Below are 22,431 nucleotides of genomic sequence, written 5' to 3' on the forward strand. Positions count from 1 at the left end.
ATAAATCATCGAGCATTTATCAGCGACTTAATAGCTTCACCAAGTTGCCAATCTCCGTCCTCCGGCTGAAATTTTTCCGCGCCGTTTCCGGGGAAAAAGGTCAGTTCTCCCAACTTTATCCCTTCTGGCAGAAAATAGAGATCAACGCGTACAAACCCAAAACCTGCCGACAATTTACGCGCGGTTTCCAGCGCTTCGGAAAGTTGCTCGGGCGGGGACATGGCGTCGGGTTTGCGTGGGTAGCACATGGAAAAATCCATGAGTTGCCAGTCTGGTGAATAAATTTGACGTGTGTGTTCTGTATAGCGCCCGTGGTCAACCTGAATAGCAAACGGTTCGCCTCTGGCGCAAAAAAACTTAAAGTCTTTTGGCGGGTTACCTGTTTCGTCCCTCAACAGCGGCTCAACTATTATCCGTTTCGGGATGCCTTTGTAGTTTGGCTCGCGGCTGCGCCGATAATAATCCTCCAGCAACCAATCACGAAAGGTCTGCAAGTCTTTCCGGTTAAACGCTGTCCCATCCTGAGCTGAACGAATGATGGCTTCGCCGCTGCCATGCGTCGATTTCGCAATGACTTCACCCTCAAAGCAAAAGGATTCAATTTCCTCAACGCGATCGAAAACACCGATTGTTGGAACCGCCAGATGCTCCATGCCCATTTCGGTTAGCCACTCTTTGACTTGTGCTTTTTCGGTGATACGGCGGGCCAGATCCATATCGCCGTCGAACGTCCATTTCTGTGCCAGAATGTACTCGTTAAACGTTCTAGGGTGCCAGATTTTTGGGAAATAACCCAAGCGCTTACGAGCGTTCAATACGGACAACGCATTGTCCCAAATAGGACCGGTGGGGAGGTGGTTTTGTATCTTCATCAGATCAACCTCTTGCAGGAGGGGCAAGCAGGGGTGTGTTTGAAAAGGTCAAAAATGACAGGTTCCAGGTGCGGCAGGCCAAGAGACGCAGACCAAGTGACCACAAGACAATCGACCCCGAAGTCGCCAGAGCAGCTCCGACCATGCCAAGCAAAGGAATAAGGGTCAGATTGGCAATCACCGAAAAGATGCCAGCGCCTGCAAAAACCCAGGCTGTTCTGCGCTGATGTCCCTGCATGTAGAGGGCTTGCATTGTTGCACCATTCGCGGCGACAGCCAGATTAGCAGCGCACAGGATCAACATGATCGGATAGGCGGACAGATATTCGGGGCCTGCCAGAAAACGGATAATATCATCCCCCCAATAGGCCAGACCGGCCAAAGCAGACGCGCCAAAACCCAAAGAAAACAAAACACTCTTGCGCAGGTACTCCGAAACTTTGTCCGGTGCGGCGTTGCCGTCTGCGGTAGCCAGGTAAGGAGCGTATAAATGCCCAATGGCTTGAACCCCGAAAGTGACCAGCACTGCGGCTTGCGCGGCGATGCGAAAAATGCCCGCTTCGGCTTCACCTGCCAGGATGCCCAACAGAATTACATCGATCTGACGGTTGAAAACCAACAATCCAGTCACAAGCGCAAACGGGGCGACATGGCTTAACCATGAGGCACTTGTCATCCCGTTAGCTTTCGTAACAAGTTCCCGGAGGTCACTGCGGATTAGGACCAAGCTGAAAATGCTAATGGCCGCCGCGGACGCGACATAAAACGTTGCTGCAGTGTTCCAATCCGACAGTTGGGCGAACATGGAAAAGGCCAGTGTCAGCCCCAAAACCAGCAAAGGTATCAAAATGGTGCCAACGAGTATTGCAGAGTTGGGCCGGTAGCAGCCCCGCAGGACCCCCTCTGCCAATCCAATGATGCAGAGAAATGGCAGGGCAAAGGAAAACCAGGCAACACTGGTCAAAAACGGCGCATTGTCTGCCTTTAACCAAACTGCAATCCAGAACCCGCACATCAAGAGGCCTGAAAAAATAACGGACAGCCGAAAGCCGGTTATCAGTAAGCCCCCAGCCAGGTGGGCTTCACTTTCCCGCTGAGCGATGGCAACGTATTTGGTCACGAGGGTCGAAGCACCATTTTTGATGGGAATGACCAGCAACGTGATAGTTGCAAGCCCGAACGCAAAAACGCCGAATTGCGCCGGCTCCAAAAGCCGGGCAAGAACAATCGTCATCGCGGCGCCAATCAATGCCTCAAGCCCCTTGAGACCGAGGACAAGTAGTCCCCGTCGTGCTTCAAAGATGCGGCGGATCACTTTCCAGAGACCCGATAGTAATCGCAATACCAGTCGACAAAACGTGCGACGCCCTCTTTTATGTCGGTCTTAGGGGTATATCCTGTCAGGTCTCTGAGAAGGTCTGCGTCCGCCCAGGTCGAAAGAACGTCGCCCGGTTGTATGTCCATATAATTTCGTATTGCTTTCCGCCCGATTGCCGCTTCGATGGCGTCGATAAAATCGGTGAGCTTTTCAGATTTCGAGTTTCCGATATTGACAACCCGATGGGGCGCCACCGGCGACAGACTGTCCCCTTTACTGATGGTGCTGCTTTCGGCTGGGCGTTCGGGAACCACATCCAGCAAAAGCCGAATGGCCTCAACCAAATCATCCACATAGGTAAAGTCGCGCTGCATGTTGCCGTGGTTGTAGACGTCGATGGGATTGCCTTCGAGTATCGCTTTGACGAATTTGAACAACGCCATATCAGGACGCCCCCAAGGACCGTAGACCGTAAAGAATCGGAACATGGTGATCGGCAAATCAAACAGATGCGCATAGGAATGCGCCATATTCTCGGTCGATTTTTTCGTTGCCGCGTAAAATGACATCTGGTGATCAACGCGCTGCGTTTCCTGATACGGTCTCTCAGTGTTTGCGCCGTACACAGAAGAAGTCGACGCCAGCAACATATGGCGCGGCGGACAAGCCCGCGCCGCCTCCAGAATTTCAAATGTCCCGATCAGATTGCTTTCCAGATACGAGCGAGGATGATCTATCGAATACCGAACCCCGGCCTGCGCCGCGAGGTGGACCACATAATCCGGGGTATATTTTCCGAACAAATCCAAGACCAGTCCGGGGTCTTCCACCTTGCCGATTACCGGTATGAAATTCTTACCATTCGGCGTCTGCTCCAATAAGTTGTGGCGATCTTTTTTCAGTGCAACGTCGTAATAGTCACTCAGACAATCAAGGCCTACAACGCGGAAGCCTTGGGCCAAAAGCAGGTTGCTTAAATGATATCCGATAAAGCCAGCTGAGCCAGTTACGAGAACGGTTTGCACGCCTGATACCTTTCCTGAAATCGCGCTTTAGTTGCCGCCGAATAAGTCACGGGTGAACACCTTTTGGGCTACATCAGCAAGCTCATCTGTCACGCGGTTGGCGACGATAAGGTCGCAGTTGTCTTTAAAATCCTGTAAATCCTTTACGACGCGCGAATGAAAGAACTCTTCCTGATCCAGCACGGGTTCGTATACGATTACTTCGACACCCTTGGCCTTCAGGCGTTTCATGATGCCCTGAATAGATGATTGACGAAAGTTGTTCGATCCTGCCTTCATAACCAGACGGTGAATACCAACCTTACGTGCGCCTGACTTCAAAATCTGATCGGACAGAAAATCCTTGCGCGTGCGATTGGCATCGACGACGGCACGAATGAGATTTTGCGGTACGTGGTTGTAGTTTGCCAACAGCTGTTTGGTGTCTTTAGGCAGGCAGTAGCCGCCATATCCAAATGACGGGTTGTTGTAATGGCTACCGATGCGCGGGTCGAGACCAATCCCTTCGATAATCTGACGGGTATCCATTCCACCGGCCATCCCATAGCTGTCCAGCTCATTGAAAAATGCTACGCGCATAGCAAGATAAGTATTGGCAAAAAGCTTGATTGCCTCAGCTTCGTCTGGGTCGGTAAAAAGGATGTCGGCATCCTTTTCTACCGACGCGTCCAAAAGCATTTTTGCAAAAACCCGTGCGCGATCTGAACGCTCACCTACTATGATACGCGACGGATAAAAATTGTCGAAAAGCGCGTGGCCCTCCCGCAGAAACTCGGGCGAAAAGATCACCCGGTCGGTGCCCAAAGCTTCACGAACGGAACGCACAAACCCAACGGGAATGGTCGATTTAATAACAATGGTAGCTGTGGGATTGACAGAAATAACTTGCTGAATTACCGCCTCGACACTGGACGTATCAAAGTAGTTTGTGTTTGGGTCATAGTCAGTCGGGGTCGCTACAATGACATAATCCGCGTCGCCATAGGCAAGGCGGTAATCGGTTGTGGCAGACAGGTTCAGCGCTCTGTTGGCCAGAAACTCCTCAAGCTCGGGATCCTCAATGGGGCAGTGACGCGTGTTGACGGCGCGCACGCGTGCCTCAGAAATATCGACTGCCGCAACCATGTGATTTTGCGACAATATAACCGCGTTGGACAAACCCACATAACCCAAGCCCGCAACAGCGATTTTTTGAACCTTAGAGTCTGACATGGTTGCCCTCGACAATGTGAGAAAAGTCCACTTTCAGATTATGATCGTCACGTCGCTGATAAAGGACGTCACCAACATATGCATTCATAATTGTTTTAACCGTTTGTTTTTAATACCGCCGGTGAAGCCAAGCGCTCTATTTTCGCTGAATTTGTCAAGTTACGCGGGTGATCCCTATCCGTACCCTTCTTCAGCCCGGTTTCCTAGACCAGAAGGTTACACATGAATTTGCGCGACGATACGTTGGGATCACTCCACTTCAGAGCCAAAGCCGCCAAGTGTACGCTTATAACTTCAACTCAACACATAAAATTAGCGCCTAACTCTACAGTATTCATTATCAACAAACAGGGGTAGAGAGCACAATTCGAAACACTTTTTTTCACGGTTAAAACCTGAATTTGCAAAACGAATTGCTCAGTACTCTCAAATGAATTGGATTGCCAGACTGATAATATTCAACTGGAAGTAATTTTCGACCTTACGTACACACTTTGCCCTGGGCAATTCGATTGCCGCCGCATACCGCCGTATGGCGGCCATTTTAGCAATGCACGCGCCAAGCCTGCTCCGGGCTGACGAAGGCGCAACCCATCTAACTGCCTTATGTCACACGGGATCGAACCTGATATTTCGGATCGCGCCATAACTCGCCACGTAACACCTCTTCGAGGATCTCCGCCGCGCGAATGACGTCCTGAACATCCAGATAAAGCGGCGTGAACCCAAAACGCATGATGTTCGGAGCGCGAAAATCACCGATCACGCCACGCTCGATCAATGCCTGCATCGCGGGATAGCCGTGTTCGAATACAAAGGAAACCTGACTACCCCGGTGGTCAGGGTTGCGCGGGCTGGCCAACTTCAGCGACGGGCACCGCGCTTCGACCTCTCCTATGAACGTTTCACTGAGTTCGATCGAAGCGGTGCGTAACTCTGCCATATCAACGCCGTCCCAAACGTCCAGCGCAGCGTCGAGAACCGAAAGTTGGACGATAGGCGGCGTGCCGACACGCATCCGCTCGGTACTCGTGGCAGGTCGGTACCCCAACTCCATCGCGAAGGGCGCATCATGTCCCATCCATCCGGCCAATGCTGGCTGTACTGCGTCCACAATATCGGGGCGGACATAGATGAACGCCGGGGCGCCCGGACCACCGTTCAGATATTTATAGGTACAGCCAACTGCGAACTCGGCGTTGCTGTCCGCCATTTCAACGGGCAACGCGCCAGCGGAATGCGCCAGATCCCAGATCATTACGGCGCCAACATCGTGAGCACGCCGGGTGATGTCGGCCATGTCATATTTGCGGCCCGATCTGTAATCGACCTGGGTCAGCATCACCACCGCGACTTCTTCGGTAATGCCTTCGATGACTTCTTTCGGATCTGGCGTTCTGAGATCGTACCCTTTGTCGATGGTTTCAGTCAGCCCCTGCACCATATAGAGATCGGTGGGGAAATTTCTGCTGTCGGACAGTATCACCCGGCGATCTGGCCGCATTTTCAAGGCTGCTGCCACCGCCTGATAAACCTTGATCGACAGGGTGTCTCCGGTGGCCACAGTACCCGGTGCAGCCCCGATCAGACCAGCGATGCGATCACCCACCCGTTGCGGCAACGAAATCCAATCCGCCGTGTTCCAGGCCTTGATCAATTGACAACCCCATTCGTTTCGAATGACCTGATCCGCCCGGTTGGCGACCCCTTTGGGCAGAACACCAAGCGAGTTACCATCCAGGTAGATGACGCCCTCGGGAATATCGAAAAGGTCTTTGCGTGGCAGAGATACACCCATATCACAGTTCCCCACGCAGGTGCCAAAGCTCTGGGAACAGCTCGACATCCAGCATCTTACGCAAGTAGCTTACGCCAGATGTTCCTCCGGTTCCCCGCTTGAATCCAATGACCCGTTCAACTGTCGTGACATGATTGAACCGCCAGCGGCGAAAATAGTCTTCAAGATCCACCAGTTTTTCGCCCAATTCATACAGGCTCCAGTATTTGTCCACATTTTCGTAAACGGTTTTCCAACGCGCCCGCACGTCAGGCAACTCCTTGTGTGGCCTATCCAGCTGCGGAGCGGGCGCGTGCTCAGTGTCACCGTCAACAGCCTGAAACAGATGCCGGATGACTTCATCATATAAGCTTGGCCGAGCCAGTTCGTCGCGCAACAATTTTTGAACCTCCGGCAAGTGTTCATGCGGCTTAAGCATGTTGGGATTGCGGTTGCCCAGCATGTATTCAATCATCCGGTATTGGTAGGACTGAAACCCCGAAGATGGGCCAAGTGCCTCTCGGAAGGTTGTATAGTCCGACGGGGTCATGGTCCGCATCACATCCCATGCGCTGTTAAGCTGTTCGAATATACGACTGACGCGAGCCAGTATCTTGAACATTTGAGACATGTTGCCCTTGTTCAGCGCCGCCCTGGCCGCTGCCAGTTCGTGTATGGCCAGTTTCATCCACAACTCACTGGTCTGGTGCTGAATGATAAACAACATCTCGTCATGCGCGTCGCTGCGGGGGTTCTGACGCGACAGAATGCCCTCAAGCAATAGATAATCGCTATACGACATCGCACCTCTGAAATTCATTTGTGCTCCGTCGGAGCCCGGGTCGTAAGCCTGCGGAGTCATACTTTTCCCTTCAGCATTAAAGATAGCTATTCCCAATTTCGATTTTTTGCAGTCCTGCCAGGACGACCAACGAACCGCGATTTTTGTGAGTGGCAACAATTCCCCTGAGATGATTCTGAGGCAATTCGATCTGCATGTCATCTGCAAAAACCTTTAGCAAAACGACTTTCACAGGCTTCACCGCCTTAGGAGTGAGCAAGCGTGCTGGGCTTCAGCGCACCGGATCGAAAGGCCGCGAGGGCATCTGACGGGACAGGAAACACAGATAAACCTGCGGAATTCCTTCAGACACTGTTACCGGCATACGCGCCACCTGCTCAATTTTGTTTAAAGCGCGTTGTCCAGTTTTACGCCAAGGCGTGACTGGATTTGCTGACCGAAACCCTGCGAGATGCGGTCGGCGATATTGGCAATTTTGCCCCGACAATTTTCCAGCCCAAAATATGTCACGCCTGGATTTACCTGAGCGCGCTGCGGGACATGCTGGATTCGCAGCAGGCCGAGCAGGCTGCCTTCAACATAGCTGCACTGATCGATGGCATTTGGATGCGCGCGACCTTGCAGGCCGTACCGATGTCCTCAACCGAGGCTTTATCACATATGGAATTCGCGCTGGCCGCATTGTTCTGCGAGACGGACGTGGACATGGCAGAGTTGCGTGCGGCCCGGAAGAAAATAACCACGGTCAGTGAGATACTGTTCAAAGTGTGACACCAACCACTCCTGTGGACATAGTAACGCCCCACTCCGTCAGGGGCGGTTTTCCCCAATTGTGTCGATCAACGGCTGTAGATGCTTTTCGTAGCGCCGCCATTTCTCTTTCGACGTCGCATATAGCGGTTGGCGGACCTGTTGCACACTGGCGGTCCGCACGCGGCGTTTGCCCGAGTAGAAATCGAGGCAGGCGTCGGTCCACTCCAAACCGCAGTGATCAATAATCCCGCGTGCCACCGTATCTATGTCGTCCACCAAATCCTCATAACGGATTGTGTGGAACGCCTCCGCCGGTAGAACAGACTGCCAGTGCTTCATGATCCGAACATAGTTGTTGTAATATCGACCAAGCTCGACTTGATTGTAGCTGTGCAGCTGGCTTCGCTCGAACAAGCGTGTATAGCACGACAGACAGATATCCAGCGGATCGCGTGTAATGTGAATGATCCGTGCGTTTGGCATCAAACCATGGATCAGCCCGATCATCTGAAAGTTCGCCGGCATTTTGTCGACAACATGCGGCGTGTCCCCACCTAGACGCGATAGAACTCCGACGTAATCCTCGGCCCGGCGTGTCAATTGATCGTCTGACAAGGACATCATGACTTGCGCAACATCCGAACGACCATCGTCCAGACGCCCGAACAGGTTCTGAAGATCATTGAGTTCCCCGGCCCCGGTCACTTCGGGATGCGCGTCCAGAATAGATTCCGTCAACGTCGTACCCGAGCGCGGCATACCAACCACAAAAATCGGCTTTTTGCTATTGATTGCACTTTGACGAAGCTGCTCGATCCTGCTCGCATTAAACGTCGTGATCAGATCATCCGTAATCCGGTCTGCCTCGGCCGGATCATAAGAGATCATTCCGCGTTTCAACTCCGCACCTTTTTCAAACTGCGCAAACGCCTCATCATACCGTTTTAGCTTTTCGTAACACTCGCCCATCGCATAGCGATAGGATACAGCTTTTTGCGGAAGCATCGCCCCTGCTGACGGCATAGCGGCTTCAAGCGCCAAAAACAGCGCGCTTTCTTCTGTTATCTTTTCCACACGCGCGAGTGCGATCTGCGCGCCGAGCGGATCCTCTGCAGCTTCAGCGGCAGTGTTGAAAAACTGGCGGGCAACGTCGAAATCGCCCTGTTCCATTGCTAGGTGGCCCAAAGCTAGTTGACTGGCTGTCAAGTCAGGTTTGAGCTCAAGCGCTCTGTTATGCAATGCCCGCGCGGCTTCAGTATCGCCAAGATGGGCCTTGACCAGCGCCACCTGATGGCAGGCCGCGGCATTGTCCGGCTCCAGCTGCAATGCATGATCCGCTTCGATCCGCGCCAGGTTTGGATGGTTTTTTTCAAACAGGACCTGCGACAAACCTACAAAACTCTCGGCCTTTTGGTCGTTGAGTGAAATCGCATTGCGGAATGCGTTCTCGGCTTTGTCCAGATCATTTTCCAGCACAAATATACGACCAAAATTCCGGTGCAGCTCTGCGTCCCGCGGCGCCCGTTTGGCGTGATCTTCAGCAACAGACCGGGCAGATGAAACATCTTCCTGTTCTATCAGAACCGAAATCAAGTTGTTGGCAGTCTCAGATGACGCTGGATTGATCCTCAAAGCTTGCTTGTACAGATCAACCGCTTTTTGCCGATTGCCCGTGTCCCGGGCAATGCTGCCCAGATTGTTCAGGGCCCGGTCAAAGTCGGGGGTGAGCGCAAGAGCGCGCTCCTGAGCGGCGCGGGCTAAATCCAGGTCTTTCAGATCATAATGCACCAGACCCAAGTTCGAATGGGCTGCAGCATGTCCAGGAGCCATCCGCACTGCACGCGCACCAATTTCCCGCGCCTTCTCAAGCTGCCCGGCTACCCGCAGAATTTCTGTGAAGTTGGTCAAAAAGGTCACATTGTGGGGACGCAGTTCCACCGCCGCACCAACCGCTCTGACCGCAGGCTCAGGTTGCCCGGCCTGAAACGCGATGAGCCCCAGCATATGATGCGCGTCGGCAAACTTCGGACTGACCTTAATGATTTCGGACAGAAGCGTGACTGCTGGCTGCAGTTGCCCTTTTTCATAATGCGCCATCGCCGCCGTAAACGCATCCTGAACAGAAATCTGCTGCTGTTCGGCCATAAGATCGCCTCCTCCAGGCCAGCGTCGTCTTGGTTGAAATCGTTTTTTTAATGCGCTGACGTGCCTTCTGCTAGAACATTCCAATGCTGCCGTCCATCCATAGGGCTCTCACCGACTTCACAGGTACGGGTGCAGTATCATCGCACATCCGGTGCAAACTTGAATCACCGTATCGGAACCCTTGAGATGACCGAATTCAGCGAAGCAGAGCAAAACTTGAAAGTGGGAGGTGGGGATGATCTGCAATGGCAGAAGTCACATAGTCCGGAACTTTCCCATTGAAATCAGAATGGTGCGGGTGGAGGGACTTGAACCCCCACGCCTTGCGGCGCCAGAACCTAAATCTGGTGCGTCTACCAATTTCGCCACACCCGCACGACCGGCCATGAATGCCGGAATGACGCGGTCAATAACAAAGCTCGCAGACAAGTGCGAGAGGGAAATTCACTTGCACGCAAGATTATTGACCGCACCACCAAAACACTCGTACATGGCGGCCGTTTTTGCGGATCAGTGTCTTACGCAGCCCAATGGCAGAGAAGACACCCCCCCATTAATCATTTGTGGTATTGGAGCACAGAATAGCTGCACCCGCTTTACTCAATAATAAATGGTCAAATTGGATGTAATTTATTGTTCCCAATTCGTGCACATTAAGGGTTAAATTCAGTATATTTTAAACTCCCTTACGTTGAGCACTACGACATGGCACTGCGATCACTCGACGGCTGTACAGTATGGACCCACCTTCCAGAGCTGAACTCAGTCATTGCGATTATCCAGTTAGATCACAATAAATCTTTAATATTACAATATATTAGAGGTTTATTTTCGCTCAAGTTGATCGAGCATACAAATTAACCGCCGACCACAGTTTGAAGTTTTATGAACACGGGGTCTCGCCAACACGCCCAATGGTTGAAGGTCCGTTCACCTCAGCAACCACAATTGCGCCACATTTCAAACGCCAAAAAATCTTATTCGCGTCAAAATAACACCGCCTTGCCGTTAATTGATAGGGGCCCGGAGTTAATGAGTCTTTTTTGCCCCAGGGCGCTGTACGAGTTTTCTGCTCAACTCCAACACAAGGGTCTTAACCGTGACCAATTTGATGAACTCTGCTGCTGCCGAGCAAGACGCCATCGGTCTTGCCCGTGAAAGCTTTCTTGGTGAATTGAAGTCCCTGAATCGCCATCACCCAAACACCGGTTTTGGTGTATCACTGCGCACCCATTCTGGCGGCCACTATCTGCTGGCCAACTCGCGCATGCCCCTGCCTGCAACAAAGTCCGACGGCTTTCCGACCGGACGCCGCCTTGCCTGCCTTGAGAACAGCGATCAGTTCCGCTCGATCGAAGTTCTGGCCGATTCCAGCGCTTTCGACTCAATCTCGCCCGGAGACGAAGCCGCGATCCTGGGCAACGCCCTAAACCTGATCGCCCGGATCGACACACTGACCAGCGCCCCTGACGGTCAGAATCACCACCACATTGCTGCCACTGGAACCGGAGGCTGACCATGGCCCGTAATGACCATCTTCTGTCCGTAGGGAATGAAGCGCTGACGCCAATGACGTCAGCCATGGCTTCGTTGTCCACACAGATAGACCAACTGACAGAGGTGGCCGATGCGCGGTCCTCGGCGCGGCTTGCGACGCTCAAGACGCGTATGGAGAATTTTACCGCAAGCGTAACGCTTGTTGGACAGGTCAAGGCTGGCAAATCTTCGATCGTGAACATTTTGGCGGGGCGTCCTGCTCTGCTGCCTTCTGATGTGAACCCGTGGACCTCGGTTGTGACCACGCTGAACATCAACACCCGCACTGAAGGCGACAAAAAGGCCAAATTCACCTTCTTCGAGCAGGAGGAATGGGACAACCTGATGGTGGGCGGAGGCCGTTTGGGCGAACTGGCCAATCGGGCCGGTGCCGACGACGAGATGGAGGATATCCGCCGTCAGATTGGCGAAATGAAGGCCAAATCCGAATCCCGGCTGGGCCAGCATTTCGACCTGATTTTGGGCCAGAGCCACCAATACGACTATTTCGATGAAGAGCTGATCCAGCGTTACGTCTGCCTTGGCGATGCAGATGATCCTGATATCAACCCGAAAACCGGGCGTTTCGCCGATGTCACCAAATCGGCAGAGCTTTTCATGGATATTCCGCAATATCCGATTTCGCTAAAGCTCTGTGATACTCCGGGTGTCAACGATACCTTTATGGTGCGCGAACAGATCACGTTGCGCAGCCTTCGCGGGTCCGAGGTCTGTGTGGTCGTACTGGCGGCCAGCCAAGCCCTGACCACGATGGACATGGCCCTGATGCGGATCATTGCACAGTTCGAAAACCGCCAGATTATCCTGTTTGTAAACCGGATCGACGAATTGGCCGACCCGGTGAACCAAGTCCCTGAAATCCGCGACCGGATTCAGGACACGCTAAAACAGAACAACATCGACACCAACACCAGTGTTGTCTTTGGCAGCGCGATATGGGCCGAGGCGGCGTTGACGGGCAATCCGGACATTCTGTCGGAAGAGTCGCGTGACGCCCTGAACACGTTCTACCTGGCCGCAGGGTTTGGTGATCAGGCGCCCTCGCTCGATAAAATCTGGGCACTGTCGGGTCTGCCCGATCTGTTGTTGGCCATGAATGAACGCATCGCCGAAGGGGCTGGTACCCGTCTGCTGGACCGTGTTCGCCACCGGGCGCGAAACATTGCTAGCCAGATTCGTGCGACAGCCGTGGCAAAGAACCTGTCCGGCGGCGACGGTGTCGTTCGTGACCTTGATGGCGTCTCACCGGAAGAGGCTATCTCTACCGTGATCGCAGAATATGAAAAGAAGGCGGGCGAACTGACTGCCTCGCTGCGCGAAAAAGTACTGGAAAGGCTGAACTCGGCCGAAACCAACTTTGTTAAACGCGCCACGGACTCTCTAATTTCTCATTTGGAAAAAAGTGGCGAACAGGGAACCTGGCAATATGACCCTGCTGGTCTTCGCACCTTGCAAAAAGCAGCCTACTTCAGCTTTGCCCGCTCCATGCGCAAAGAGGCCGGCGCGCTTTATGCTGCTGCGGCGGCAGATGTCGAGGCGCTGTATCAAAAACTGCTGGGCAACCATCTGGGCGAATTCAGCATCGAGGCGCCGATCGTACCCCGTGTTCCGCCTCCGCTTGGCATTGGTCGCACCATCGCGTTGGACCTGCAAAGCACATGGTGGCGCCGTTGGTGGCAACGCCGCAAAGGGTTCGAAGCCTACGCAGCCGATTATACGCGCCTGATTGCATCCGAGGCGAACTCGATCACCAAAGACATCGAGGAAAACCAGATCGCGGCGGTATTGGAGAATGTCCGTGCGGGCCTGTCAGACTTTCTGCGTGAGCAGAAAGAGACATTGCAGAGCATTTCAGCGTCGGCCGAGCAGGACCCGAACCAGGCCGCCCTGATGGCGGGCATGACACCCAAGAAATCGCGCGACGATATCCTGGGTGACATCCTGAAAGATCTTAGCAACGAGGCAGCATAAGTAGCGATATGGCAAAAGACACACAAACCCGCTTCGTCAGTCCTAAGGCATGGGAACGCATCGAGCAGTGGTCCCGCCGCAAACCGATATTCGCGCTGATGGGAGAATTCAGCGCCGGCAAATCGACGCTGATGAATTTTCTGCTTCGATCACACGCCCTGCCGACACAGGTGACCGCCACCCAGCTGCCGCCTGTTTGGTTCAGCTGGGGCAAACAGTCGGCTTACGTCCAACGTCACGATGGCACGCGTGAAAACATCAGTCTGGATCAGCTTGATTCCGTAGGTGTAAACGACGTTCAATTCGTTCGTATTTTTCTGGAATCCGACATCTTGGAAGCGGTCGACCTGATTGATACTCCGGGCATTTCCGACCCCAAGATTTCTTCGGATGTTTGGCGACGCGCCGTTGGGCAAGCAAATGGCGTATTGTGGTGCACACATGCAACGCAGGCCTGGCGTGAAACCGAACGGGCGACCTGGGTTTCTTTGCCGGAAAGACTGCAGCACAACTCGTTGCTTCTGGTGACCCGTGCCGATGTGCTCGGGCTGAAAGATCGTCAGAAAGTCCTTCGCAGGGTCAACCGAGAGGCTGGGCATCTGTTCAACCGGTCGATCCTGTTCTCTGCCCGCGACGCTATCACTGCACGAGACAAGAGTGGTGATGCGGAACTATGGTCGCGCAGCGGCGGCGGCAAGATGGTCGACAGTTTCCTTGAGATCACCGAACAGATCATGGACAACCGCGCCGACCAGCTGTCACGATATCAAATCGACAACAGCCTGGCCGAAGGACCGGGCGTGCAGCCAAGCCGTCCTGAACGGAAGGCTGAGGTAACTGAGGACCCTGCACCGCTTAAACTGGTGAATCCTGTCGATGACACTGCCGCAGGACCGGGTGATGAAGTGGTTACCAAATTCCCGGTCCGTCCGGCACGCGTTGAGCGCCGCACTGAAGATGCCGACCGCGAAGAGCGCATAGGAACTGAAGAGGCCGAACGCCTGCGTGCCGAGATGTCGGCTGGGACGGAAGCCCCTGAAACCGTGGCGGACACCAAGGAAGATGACTTGCGCGCCTTCTTCCGCGACACCCCAAATACCGGTCTGAACTTGCCCGAACACGCCGGCATGTCCGATGACGAAGACGAGTTTTATCTTCTGGATGACGACGAGATGGAGGGCGAAGAGGCCCGCGAAGACCTGGTGACCGAAGCTGAATTCGAGAAGTCTACGACACAGCCTGACGCGTTCATGGACTCGCTGGAGACAAAGCTCTCCGAAACACCCGAGCAAACCCCGCATCTGGACGACGAGACCGCCAAACAGACGGGCGAGGTCCCTGTATCTTCGATCACCGCTATTCTGGCCGAACAGCAGAATGAGGACGAATACGAACCTGAACCGGAATCCAACAGCTTGATGGATATGCAGGTTGTGCCATTGCCCAACGGTTGCGCATCAGACCGGACCGAGACTTCGGCTGACAAAGACGAGTCGCTGGAAAACTTGTTAAATGTGCCGGCTGGGTCACCACTTAGCGCGGCGTCCATGTGGCGCGAGATTACGGTTGATGAGGATTTGCCGGACGATACCGAGGGCATGAAAAAGATGTTCAACGCCTTTCTTGAAGAGTTCGACCAGATTGCGGCCGAACACTTTGCGCGGCAAGCCAAAGACTCTGTCCATCCGGTACCCAACGGATCACGAAACGGCGGTGCCGAACGCCATGTGTTGTAACCGGAAGTCTGGTCGAAAACGATGTCTATCCAAGCAGCACTGAACACCGCAATGGAAACTATACCTGACTGCATTGCAGCCGGGTATGTCGATATGGAAACGGGGATGTTGCTGGGGGCCAACACGCCTGACCCGGACAACGCGGACGTTCTGGACACTTTGGCCGTTGCTGTGGCTAACCTGTTTCAAGGGCGCGGGATCAGGGCTTTTGAGGAATTGCTGCGCGCCGCCGGGGGCGAAGACACGGACAACACCGGATTTGGAGAAATAGCGGTGTTTTCGAATGACAGGTTGAATATTTTTTTGCGGACGAGGGAATATCCCGATCACGTGGTCTGCTACATCTGTCGCAATAGCGCCAATGTCGGGTTGGCGCTGACAAAATCGCATCTCAGCCTGGGGCCGATCGCGGCCGCAGTATAGACGGGACCAGAGGGGGTCACGGTATGATGGATACAGATATTCTCGAGATGCTTGATGACATTGGGCGTTCGTCTGTTGCTCGCCTTACTCCGGCAGTAGAGATCCGGGGGGAAACGGCTGCTCTGCGGCGTGACAAGGTCTTGCGGACCATTCGCGGCACCATCCTGCCGCGCCGGTTGGAATTCACCGCCGCCAATGGCGATTGCCTTGCCATTGAAGTCAACAGTTCGCGGGTCACGGATGTTTTTCGCGTACAGGCCGGCGTCGCGCCGGATTTCGAAACCGGGGCGCGGGATGAATTGGCTGTAAAGCTGGCGCAACTTGTGACGGATATTGCGGCGGCCCCTACACCGCTGGAACTGATTTCTCTTCAACCGGACACCGCGCTTGAGGCGGATGATGTCGGCATCACTTTCAGTGAAATCGAAAGTGCCTGTAAAAACATTGAGCTGCCGACTGACCCAGTCATATCCATCGTCGCAACTGACCCAACGACCGAAGAGGCCGTAGAAGAGGACGAACCTCCTGCAACTTTAGCAGCCCGGTTTTATGATGGCGCGGATCGTTTTGCGCAAGGTCGTGTTCTGGTCGGCGGCTCCAATCCCGATACGCTACGGACGGACGGCACCTGTGATGAAGGCGAGCCGTTGCACCCCTCTTCTGATCTTCTGGCCCGTTTTGCGCGCGATCTTCAGGGCTGGGATGCTGACGCAGCCTCTGCCATGGACCAACCGCAGCTTATTGTCATGCGACCATCTGGCGGCAAGGGTGCTGGGCTGGCGATCCTGAATAACGGTGAAGACTTCGCTATTGCCGTGCACGAGGCTCGCAAGCTAGGCGCAGTTGTAAACCTGTGGACAAATCTGACGAGGTCAGAGAGATGATCTCGACCAATAAATTAAATTTTTCGACGAATTCGATCCGTGATTACAAGTTACCAGGGTAAAGTAAATGAGTGAACATAACCGTCGCGAGTTAATACGAATTGCAGGGGATATGAACACGGTCTCAAACGAAGAGACCCAGCAGTTCATTTCCCGAATTGTCGGCGACCTTACAAATCTGAAACCTTCCATTGCCTTTGTCGGACAGATCAAGGCAGGTAAATCCCGTCTGATCAACGGGTTTACCGGGCAAGCCGAGTATCTTCCGTCGGATGTAAACCCCTGGACGACGGTGATTACCGACATGCATTTCGGTCACCCATCGGGCCGCACCAGCGGGGCCGAGTTCCATTTCTTCGACAATCGGCAATGGCAGGCCCTGATCGCCGAGGGCGAAGAGTTGCGCAACATGTTCCCCGATGACGAGGACAGCTATAAGCGCGAGATGATCGAAGAACAGGTCGAGGCGATGAAAACCCGCGCCAAGTTGCGTTTGGGTGAAAGCTACAAGCACCTGCTGGGCCAACATCACGACCTTGATGAACTGACCTCGGACGATCTGGCACGCTATGTTTGCGCGGGCGATGATCCAACCGAAGAGGGCGAGCATGATCCGGGCTCAGACCGGGGTCTCTACAGCGACATCACCCGTAAGGCCGAGGTCTATTTTGACATCGGCCATTTCCCTTTCCCCCTCACGGTGACAGACACACCCGGCGTCAATGACCCGCTTTTGATCCGCGAAGAGATTTCGCGGCAATACCTCAAGGAATCCGATTTCTTTGTTGTAGTTCTTTCCGCGCATCAGGCCCTGTCGCGAGCCGATCTGAAACTGTTCCGCCTGATGCAGGCGCTAGAACTGGGTCAGATCGTGGTGTTCATCAACCGCGTCGATGAATTGGGCGGCGGCGCCGAAGACGCAGGCAAGGTCCGTGCCGACGTGATGGACGGATTGGAAAAGGCGCTGGGTAATTCGGACATCGACGTGCTGATGGGCAGCGCTCAATGGGCCCACTACGCGCTAACCGGTGATGAGACCGGCGTGAACCACGATGAAGTCCTGGCCTGGCTGCGCGCACATCCCGAACAGATGAAACAATACCTGAGCGGGGTCGAGGAAATCAAACAAGGCCCCGGCCCAATCAGCCGAGAGGGCGTTTTGCGCTTCGCCGCCATGATCGCTTCGGGCCTGCCTGATCTGCGCCGGCACGTTACACGCGCTCTGACCGAAGGTCCGCGCAACGAACAACTGCGGATGGCGTGGCAGCACCTTAACAGTTTCGCTCAAGGCGAGCTGGAGCGCAGCAAGGCGCATCTACGCGCTATTGATGACGAAAGTGCTTCAAACCCGGATAGCGCTGACGAAAACGACAAGACGCTGACCGATTTGCGTGCGCTGGTCGCTCAGAAAACGACGGATATCATCAACGATATGGACGATGTTCTGGCCAATCTGCGCGGTGTCATGGACGACACCGTGGCCGAGGCTGTCTCGGATGTGGTGCGTGGCCCGAATGGCGATTCACCGCTGTTGGCCAAGGGTGGTGAGACCGAGCTGAACTTTTCGCCGCTGCGAGACCGCATGCGCGAGCTGGTGCAAGGCGCAACACAGGTCGTCCGGCAACGAATGCTGAGCGAGCTGTACTCGATCGACATGCAAAGCAATGCCGCATTGCGGTCTCTGCCCGGCTGGCAGGATCAGTCGGACAACAGAATGAACACCAGCGCGGTGCGGTGGTTCAGGCCCGACACCACTGCGCTGACGCGTGGCATTACGGTCGAACTGCGGGTCACATGGCTGTCGCGGCTGATTTCGCGCAAAAGTGTGGTGTCGCGGGCTGAACGGATGATCGTTCAGGAGTTCGAAATGATCGGAGACGATCTTGTGGACACCGCCCGCGGTGATTTGCAAGAGCGTTTGAACACGGTTCTGGATCATTACCTGGCTCTCTTGGCAGGGCATCTTGAACATCGGGCCGGGCGCGGCGAAACAAATGAACGGGCAAAGGCGCAGGTCGCCTATGACCAGGCGCAACGCGTTACCGAAGAGCTGGGCGCGGTTTTCGGTGCAGACGACCTGGATAAAAGACTGACAGAGGCAGCTGAATGATAGAATTTCCCGGAACCGAACAGGAAGTGAGGCAACTCGAGCGCTTCCTGACCGCGACCGAAAACCAGCCTGTGAATTCAGCACTGGATGAAATGCGCGAGCGTGCTTTGAAGCATGCCGAACGGCTGTCCAATGCGGTCAATATTGGATTTGCCGGAGAATTCGGGGCCGGGAAGTCCAGCCTCGCCAATATGCTTGCCGGGGCGGACATTTTGCCCACGGGGCCGCAACACCTAAAGCTGCCGCTGGTCATTGTGGCCTATTCTGAGGTTCCGGAAACAACCGTCGGATGGTGGGGCAAGGAACCCAAAGTCTATTCCGGAATAGCATTGGAAAAGGCGGCCGCCGATGAACCCGATTTTATTTCGGTTGGTCTGAACACCCCTGCCCTTCAGGAAATCTCACTGTTTGACCTGCCAGGAACCGGCGCACTGGACGACACGTACAAGGAAACGTTGGACCTTCTTAAATTCGTTGATTGCGCGATCTGGTGCACCAACGGCACCAATGCTTGGCGGGAAACGGAACGCCACCTATGGGCTCGGGTCCCGCAAGAGTTGCGCTCAAACAGTCTGCTGGCCGTCACTCATACGGATTTACCGCATGTCAACGACGCGCTGGATCGCGTGCTTTCACGCCTGAACAAAGAAAAGGGCGATCTGTTCCGCTCGGTCGTGCCCATTGGAACTCCGGTCGCTGTACGGGCCATGGCGCAGGAACCCGAGCCTGATTTTGCGATGTGGGAAAAATGTGGCGGTCAGGAACTGGCCGAGAAAGTCCTGCAAATCGCCTCTGACCGCCGCCTGTCTGATCTGGAGGCCGCCCGGAAAGATCTGAAACAGGATTTTCTGCCTTTTCTTGAAACATTGGCCGGGCCAGAGGATGAGAACACTCCGATCGACACCCCGTCGATGCAGGCTACGCTGGAATCAGCATTGCCACCGCTCGAGAACCCCATTCTCGAAGACTGGCTGGCGGCCATTGCGAGCATCTATGAGGACTTGCGTGAATCATCAGATATCGAGCCATCGACGTTTCTGAATTCTTGCCAGGAAATCGTCGAAGATTTTGCCGAGCGGTTGGAAAATGGGGATGAGATTGACCCCGCTGCGGACTGGATACCTGCTGAATTCGAAAAAGCCACAGACTTGCTGCTGCTATTGCAATTCGAAAGCGGCGATGCCCCACTAAAAGATGCCATCAGCATTCTGGCGCAGCTAAGCGACAATCTAGCCTGGGCTGGCAGCCGCGTGGATACGGTTCAGCCGAAAACCGGAACCTGACAATCTCTCGTTTAGATTGAGCCGCAATGCGGCGATTCGAGGCCCGTAGAATCGGGCCTCTATTGTTTCGAATCCGTTGACCAATCCGGGGAAAACAAGTGTTCAGTCCGCAATTTTTACCAGGCTGAAAGCTATATATTGTATAGTTCAATTCTCCACCAACACTATATTGTCTTTCGCCCAGAACGATCCTTAGTGAAGCCATGAGGCGGCCCCAATAAAGTCAAATTTGAAACGTCTAACCGTCTCAAGTGTCCTGCGGTTGTGTTTGGTTGTGAGTTCGCGGGCGATTGGCCCAGTTACTAGAAACCGCAAAACGATTAGAACGGGCGGAAAGAAATGAGCCACAACCAGGCTGTCGGTGCATCGCACGACGAACCAAAAATTGAAGGACTTCAACCCGGCGCCAAACTGTTGCGCGGGCAGTATGAAATCCTGCGTTTCCTCAGCAATGGCGGATTCGGAATCACCTATCTGGCGCGCGACAGCCTGGAGCGCGACGTTGTGATCAAAGAGTGTTTTCCGGGCGCTCTGTGTCAGCGCAATAGTGATCTGGTCGAACCCGCCGATCCCGGCCACAAAGACGATCTGCGCGCAATCATCGACCTGTTTATCCAGGAGGCCCGCAATCACGCGCGCTTGGTGCACCCCAATATCGTCGATGTCCATCAGGTGTTCGAAGACAACAACACCGCATATATCGCAATGGATTTCATCCAAGGTTGCGATCTTCTGGACTATGTCGAAAATCCGGAAAACAAATCTGATCCGGATTTCATCGTTCAGGTCACTGAAAAGATGCTGTCGGCAGTATCGTTCATCCACCAAAGCGGCATGCTCCACCGTGACATCTCGCCCGACAACATCCTGATCGATGAAAACGGCGACCCGGTTCTGATTGACTTTGGTGCCGCTCGCGAGCAGGCAGCAAACCAGTCGGCGGCACTGTTGACACTGCGGGTCATCAAAGACGGATACTCACCGCATGAATTCTACGTCCGTGGCGCCGATCAGGGGCCCAGCAGTGATCTGTATGTGCTGGCTGCCACGCTCTATCACGCTATTAGTGGCGAACGTCCAATTGACGGCCAAACGCGTCTGAACGCCTTCAACAACGGGCTGGATGACCCTTACGAGCCACTGGCTGGGCGCTTCAAAGGCTACCCCGACGGTTTCCTCGAAGCCATCGACAAGGCGATGGAGGTGCATGCCACTGACCGCCTGCAAACCGCACTTGACTGGTTGCGCATGTTCCGTGGACCCGGCGTCATGTTCGATACGTTCGATTACCGCCCGGTCTCGGTCATTGTCGCCATGGACCGCAAGGATGAAGCTGCTGAAAAGGCGCGGATCAAAGCCGAAAGTGAAAATGCCGAGGCCGTTGTGACGGCTTTGCTGGCAGGCAATGCGGATCTCGCACTTGGCGATGAAGACAAAGATGAGGATGAACTGGCCAAGTTCACCCCAAAAGAAGAACCCGCCGTTGCCGTGGATACCGTCGTCAAAAGTGGATCCGGCGGCAATGGCAAGGTGATTGCCGGAATTGCCGTTGTTGTCGCCGGTCTGGCGGCGGGCGGTTATTTCCTGATGTCCGGCAACTCCACCGCTCCGGAACAGGACGTCGCGGTTGCCACGGCACCGGTGGCCACGCCGGAACCGGAAGAAACGGCTGCACCTGAACCTCAGGCTGAGGAACCCGTCGTTCAGGTCGCAGAAACGCAACCCGCGCCAGAACAGGCCGACCCGGCCCCGGCGCAGTCAGAGCCAACACAGGCGGCCGTCGAGCAGACACAGGCCCCATCGGCTGTCTCAGAAGAGGTTCAAGCCCAGACAGCCGAAACCACCCCCGCAGCACCGGTTGACACGGCACCCCCCGCGGAAGCGCAAGTTGCCTTTTCGCATTGGGATGTGGAAATTCCATTCCAGACCGCAAAACGCCGTGCATCGACCGGCAACATCATTGCAGTGACCGGTGTCGATCCCGCACAGGACATGTCCGTGATCGGTGAATGGGTTGAGCGTGGTGCTGCGATCTACACCCTGAATGGCAAGCCCGTGCGCGAAAATGCGAGCTTTGCCGCTCAGGTTCTGGATGATCTCGCGGTTGATCCTGACGGCTATACCCGCGTAACCGCACGGTATCGCCCGCTGGGCAAAACCCGCGCACTGAACGGATTGCTCGCGCTGCCCGTTGTTCGCATGATCGGGCTGGAAAACGGCTATGGATTTACGGCCCGCAATGCGGGTGGCCAAAGCTGGGAAACTGTCGTCGCCAACGCCCCCAACGATGTAACGGGCGGTCTGCGCAAAGGGGACGTTCTGATCGCAGAGACGCATACAGGAATAGCCATCACCGGTCCGGAAAGCCTGGATGCCATGCTGGAGGCTTTGGTCTCGGACGAAAAATCTCAGGCCCGTCTGACCGTCACGCGCAACGGCACTGAGACAGAGGCCGTAATGCAGTTAGCGCAGGAGTAATCTGACCGGTTCGAATGTGATCTTCCCGCCAGTGTGAATTGAGGGTGGCGCCCGGAAATCCGCCACCCTGACGGGGACCGGCCCC

The 22,431-nt window shown here is 54.6% G+C and carries 16 protein-coding genes and 1 tRNA gene; 9 read left to right on the forward strand and 8 right to left on the reverse strand.

Going from position 1 to position 22,431, the window contains the following annotated elements:
- Positions 1–5 precede the first annotated feature (5 nt).
- The 6 genes from ACR0IY_RS12475 to ACR0IY_RS12500 form a co-directional block, all read right to left on the reverse strand.
- Positions 6–872 (reverse strand): ATP-grasp fold amidoligase family protein, encoded by an 867-nt coding sequence (locus ACR0IY_RS12475; RefSeq protein ID WP_480673718.1) that lies wholly within the window; start codon positions 870–872, stop codon positions 6–8.
- A gap of 4 nt (positions 873–876) precedes the next feature.
- Positions 877–2,187: an oligosaccharide flippase family protein gene (locus ACR0IY_RS12480; RefSeq protein WP_480673720.1), complete on the reverse strand. Its 1,311-nt coding sequence runs from the start codon at positions 2,185–2,187 to the stop codon at positions 877–879.
- Positions 2,184–3,215 carry an NAD-dependent epimerase/dehydratase family protein gene (locus tag ACR0IY_RS12485; protein WP_480673722.1) on the reverse strand — a complete coding sequence of 344 codons (1,032 nt, stop codon included), beginning with the start codon at positions 3,213–3,215 and terminating at the stop codon, positions 2,184–2,186. The genes ACR0IY_RS12480 and ACR0IY_RS12485 overlap by 4 nt, the downstream gene beginning before the upstream one ends.
- A gap of 27 nt (positions 3,216–3,242) precedes the next feature.
- The gene (locus ACR0IY_RS12490; protein WP_480673724.1) at positions 3,243–4,427 is read right to left on the reverse strand and encodes a nucleotide sugar dehydrogenase; all 1,185 of its coding nucleotides are present in this window, start codon (positions 4,425–4,427) and stop codon (positions 3,243–3,245) included.
- 604 nt (positions 4,428–5,031) lie between these two features.
- On the reverse strand, positions 5,032–6,225 hold the full coding sequence (gene kynU, locus ACR0IY_RS12495) for a kynureninase (RefSeq protein WP_480673725.1): 1,194 nt from the start codon (positions 6,223–6,225) through the stop codon (positions 5,032–5,034).
- A gap of 1 nt (position 6,226) precedes the next feature.
- Complete coding sequence (locus tag ACR0IY_RS12500) at positions 6,227–7,066, reverse strand: tryptophan 2,3-dioxygenase (protein WP_480673728.1); 840 nt, start codon at positions 7,064–7,066, stop codon at positions 6,227–6,229.
- Between the two features lie 369 nt (positions 7,067–7,435).
- On the opposite strand from ACR0IY_RS12500, the gene ACR0IY_RS12505 reads away from it, so the two are divergent.
- Positions 7,436–7,777: a TetR family transcriptional regulator C-terminal domain-containing protein gene (locus ACR0IY_RS12505; protein ID WP_480673730.1), complete on the forward strand. Its 342-nt coding sequence runs from the start codon at positions 7,436–7,438 to the stop codon at positions 7,775–7,777.
- Between the two features lie 39 nt (positions 7,778–7,816).
- Here the strand turns inward: ACR0IY_RS12505 and ACR0IY_RS12510 are convergent, their stop codons facing one another.
- Both ACR0IY_RS12510 and ACR0IY_RS12515 read right to left on the reverse strand, forming a co-directional pair.
- The gene (locus ACR0IY_RS12510; RefSeq protein ID WP_480673731.1) at positions 7,817–9,904 is read right to left on the reverse strand and encodes a sulfotransferase; all 2,088 of its coding nucleotides are present in this window, start codon (positions 9,902–9,904) and stop codon (positions 7,817–7,819) included.
- A gap of 290 nt (positions 9,905–10,194) precedes the next feature.
- Positions 10,195–10,279 (reverse strand) — tRNA-Leu (locus ACR0IY_RS12515).
- 724 nt (positions 10,280–11,003) lie between these two features.
- Here ACR0IY_RS12515 and ACR0IY_RS12520 point away from each other — a divergent pair.
- From ACR0IY_RS12520 to ACR0IY_RS12555, 8 genes are all read left to right on the forward strand, one after another.
- On the forward strand, positions 11,004–11,420 hold the full coding sequence (locus ACR0IY_RS12520; protein ID WP_480673733.1) for a hypothetical protein: 417 nt from the start codon (positions 11,004–11,006) through the stop codon (positions 11,418–11,420).
- 2 nt (positions 11,421–11,422) lie between these two features.
- The gene (locus ACR0IY_RS12525) at positions 11,423–13,432 is read left to right on the forward strand and encodes a dynamin family protein (RefSeq protein ID WP_480673735.1); all 2,010 of its coding nucleotides are present in this window, start codon (positions 11,423–11,425) and stop codon (positions 13,430–13,432) included.
- Positions 13,433–13,440: 8 nt separating this feature from the next.
- Complete coding sequence (locus tag ACR0IY_RS12530) at positions 13,441–15,168, forward strand: dynamin family protein (RefSeq protein WP_480673737.1); 1,728 nt, start codon at positions 13,441–13,443, stop codon at positions 15,166–15,168.
- Positions 15,169–15,189: 21 nt separating this feature from the next.
- Positions 15,190–15,591: a hypothetical protein gene (locus tag ACR0IY_RS12535; RefSeq protein ID WP_480673739.1), complete on the forward strand. Its 402-nt coding sequence runs from the start codon at positions 15,190–15,192 to the stop codon at positions 15,589–15,591.
- A 23-nt stretch (positions 15,592–15,614) separates the two neighbouring features.
- Entirely contained in the window at positions 15,615–16,475 is an 861-nt protein-coding gene (locus tag ACR0IY_RS12540) for a hypothetical protein (RefSeq protein WP_480673741.1), read from the forward strand.
- Between the two features lie 67 nt (positions 16,476–16,542).
- Positions 16,543–18,585 (forward strand): dynamin family protein, encoded by a 2,043-nt coding sequence (locus ACR0IY_RS12545; RefSeq protein WP_480673743.1) that lies wholly within the window; start codon positions 16,543–16,545, stop codon positions 18,583–18,585.
- The gene (locus tag ACR0IY_RS12550; protein ID WP_480673745.1) at positions 18,582–19,868 is read left to right on the forward strand and encodes a dynamin family protein; all 1,287 of its coding nucleotides are present in this window, start codon (positions 18,582–18,584) and stop codon (positions 19,866–19,868) included. The genes ACR0IY_RS12545 and ACR0IY_RS12550 overlap by 4 nt, the downstream gene beginning before the upstream one ends.
- Positions 19,869–20,207: 339 nt before the next feature.
- Entirely contained in the window at positions 20,208–22,346 is a 2,139-nt protein-coding gene (locus tag ACR0IY_RS12555) for a serine/threonine protein kinase (protein ID WP_480673747.1), read from the forward strand.
- Positions 22,347–22,431 lie beyond the last annotated feature (85 nt).

The sequence above is a fragment of the Ruegeria sp. BC1 genome (assembly GCF_056539305.1).

Excerpts from the sequence above, each read along its gene's own strand:
- ACR0IY_RS12475 (WP_480673718.1), bottom strand. The coding sequence starts at position 872 with ATGAAGATACAAAACCACCTCCCCACCGGTCCTATTTGGGACAATGCG.
- ACR0IY_RS12490 (WP_480673724.1), bottom strand. The coding sequence starts at position 4,427 with ATGTCAGACTCTAAGGTTCAAAAAATCGCTGTTGCGGGCTTGGGTTAT.
- kynU (WP_480673725.1), bottom strand. The coding sequence starts at position 6,225 with ATGGGTGTATCTCTGCCACGCAAAGACCTTTTCGATATTCCCGAGGGC.
- ACR0IY_RS12500 (WP_480673728.1), bottom strand. The coding sequence starts at position 7,066 with ATGACTCCGCAGGCTTACGACCCGGGCTCCGACGGAGCACAAATGAAT.
- ACR0IY_RS12510 (WP_480673731.1), bottom strand. The coding sequence starts at position 9,904 with ATGGCCGAACAGCAGCAGATTTCTGTTCAGGATGCGTTTACGGCGGCG.
- ACR0IY_RS12525 (WP_480673735.1), top strand. The coding sequence starts at position 11,423 with ATGGCCCGTAATGACCATCTTCTGTCCGTAGGGAATGAAGCGCTGACG.
- ACR0IY_RS12530 (WP_480673737.1), top strand. The coding sequence starts at position 13,441 with ATGGCAAAAGACACACAAACCCGCTTCGTCAGTCCTAAGGCATGGGAA.
- ACR0IY_RS12535 (WP_480673739.1), top strand. The coding sequence starts at position 15,190 with ATGTCTATCCAAGCAGCACTGAACACCGCAATGGAAACTATACCTGAC.
- ACR0IY_RS12540 (WP_480673741.1), top strand. The coding sequence starts at position 15,615 with ATGATGGATACAGATATTCTCGAGATGCTTGATGACATTGGGCGTTCG.
- ACR0IY_RS12545 (WP_480673743.1), top strand. The coding sequence starts at position 16,543 with ATGAGTGAACATAACCGTCGCGAGTTAATACGAATTGCAGGGGATATG.
- ACR0IY_RS12550 (WP_480673745.1), top strand. The coding sequence starts at position 18,582 with ATGATAGAATTTCCCGGAACCGAACAGGAAGTGAGGCAACTCGAGCGC.
- ACR0IY_RS12555 (WP_480673747.1), top strand. The coding sequence starts at position 20,208 with ATGAGCCACAACCAGGCTGTCGGTGCATCGCACGACGAACCAAAAATT.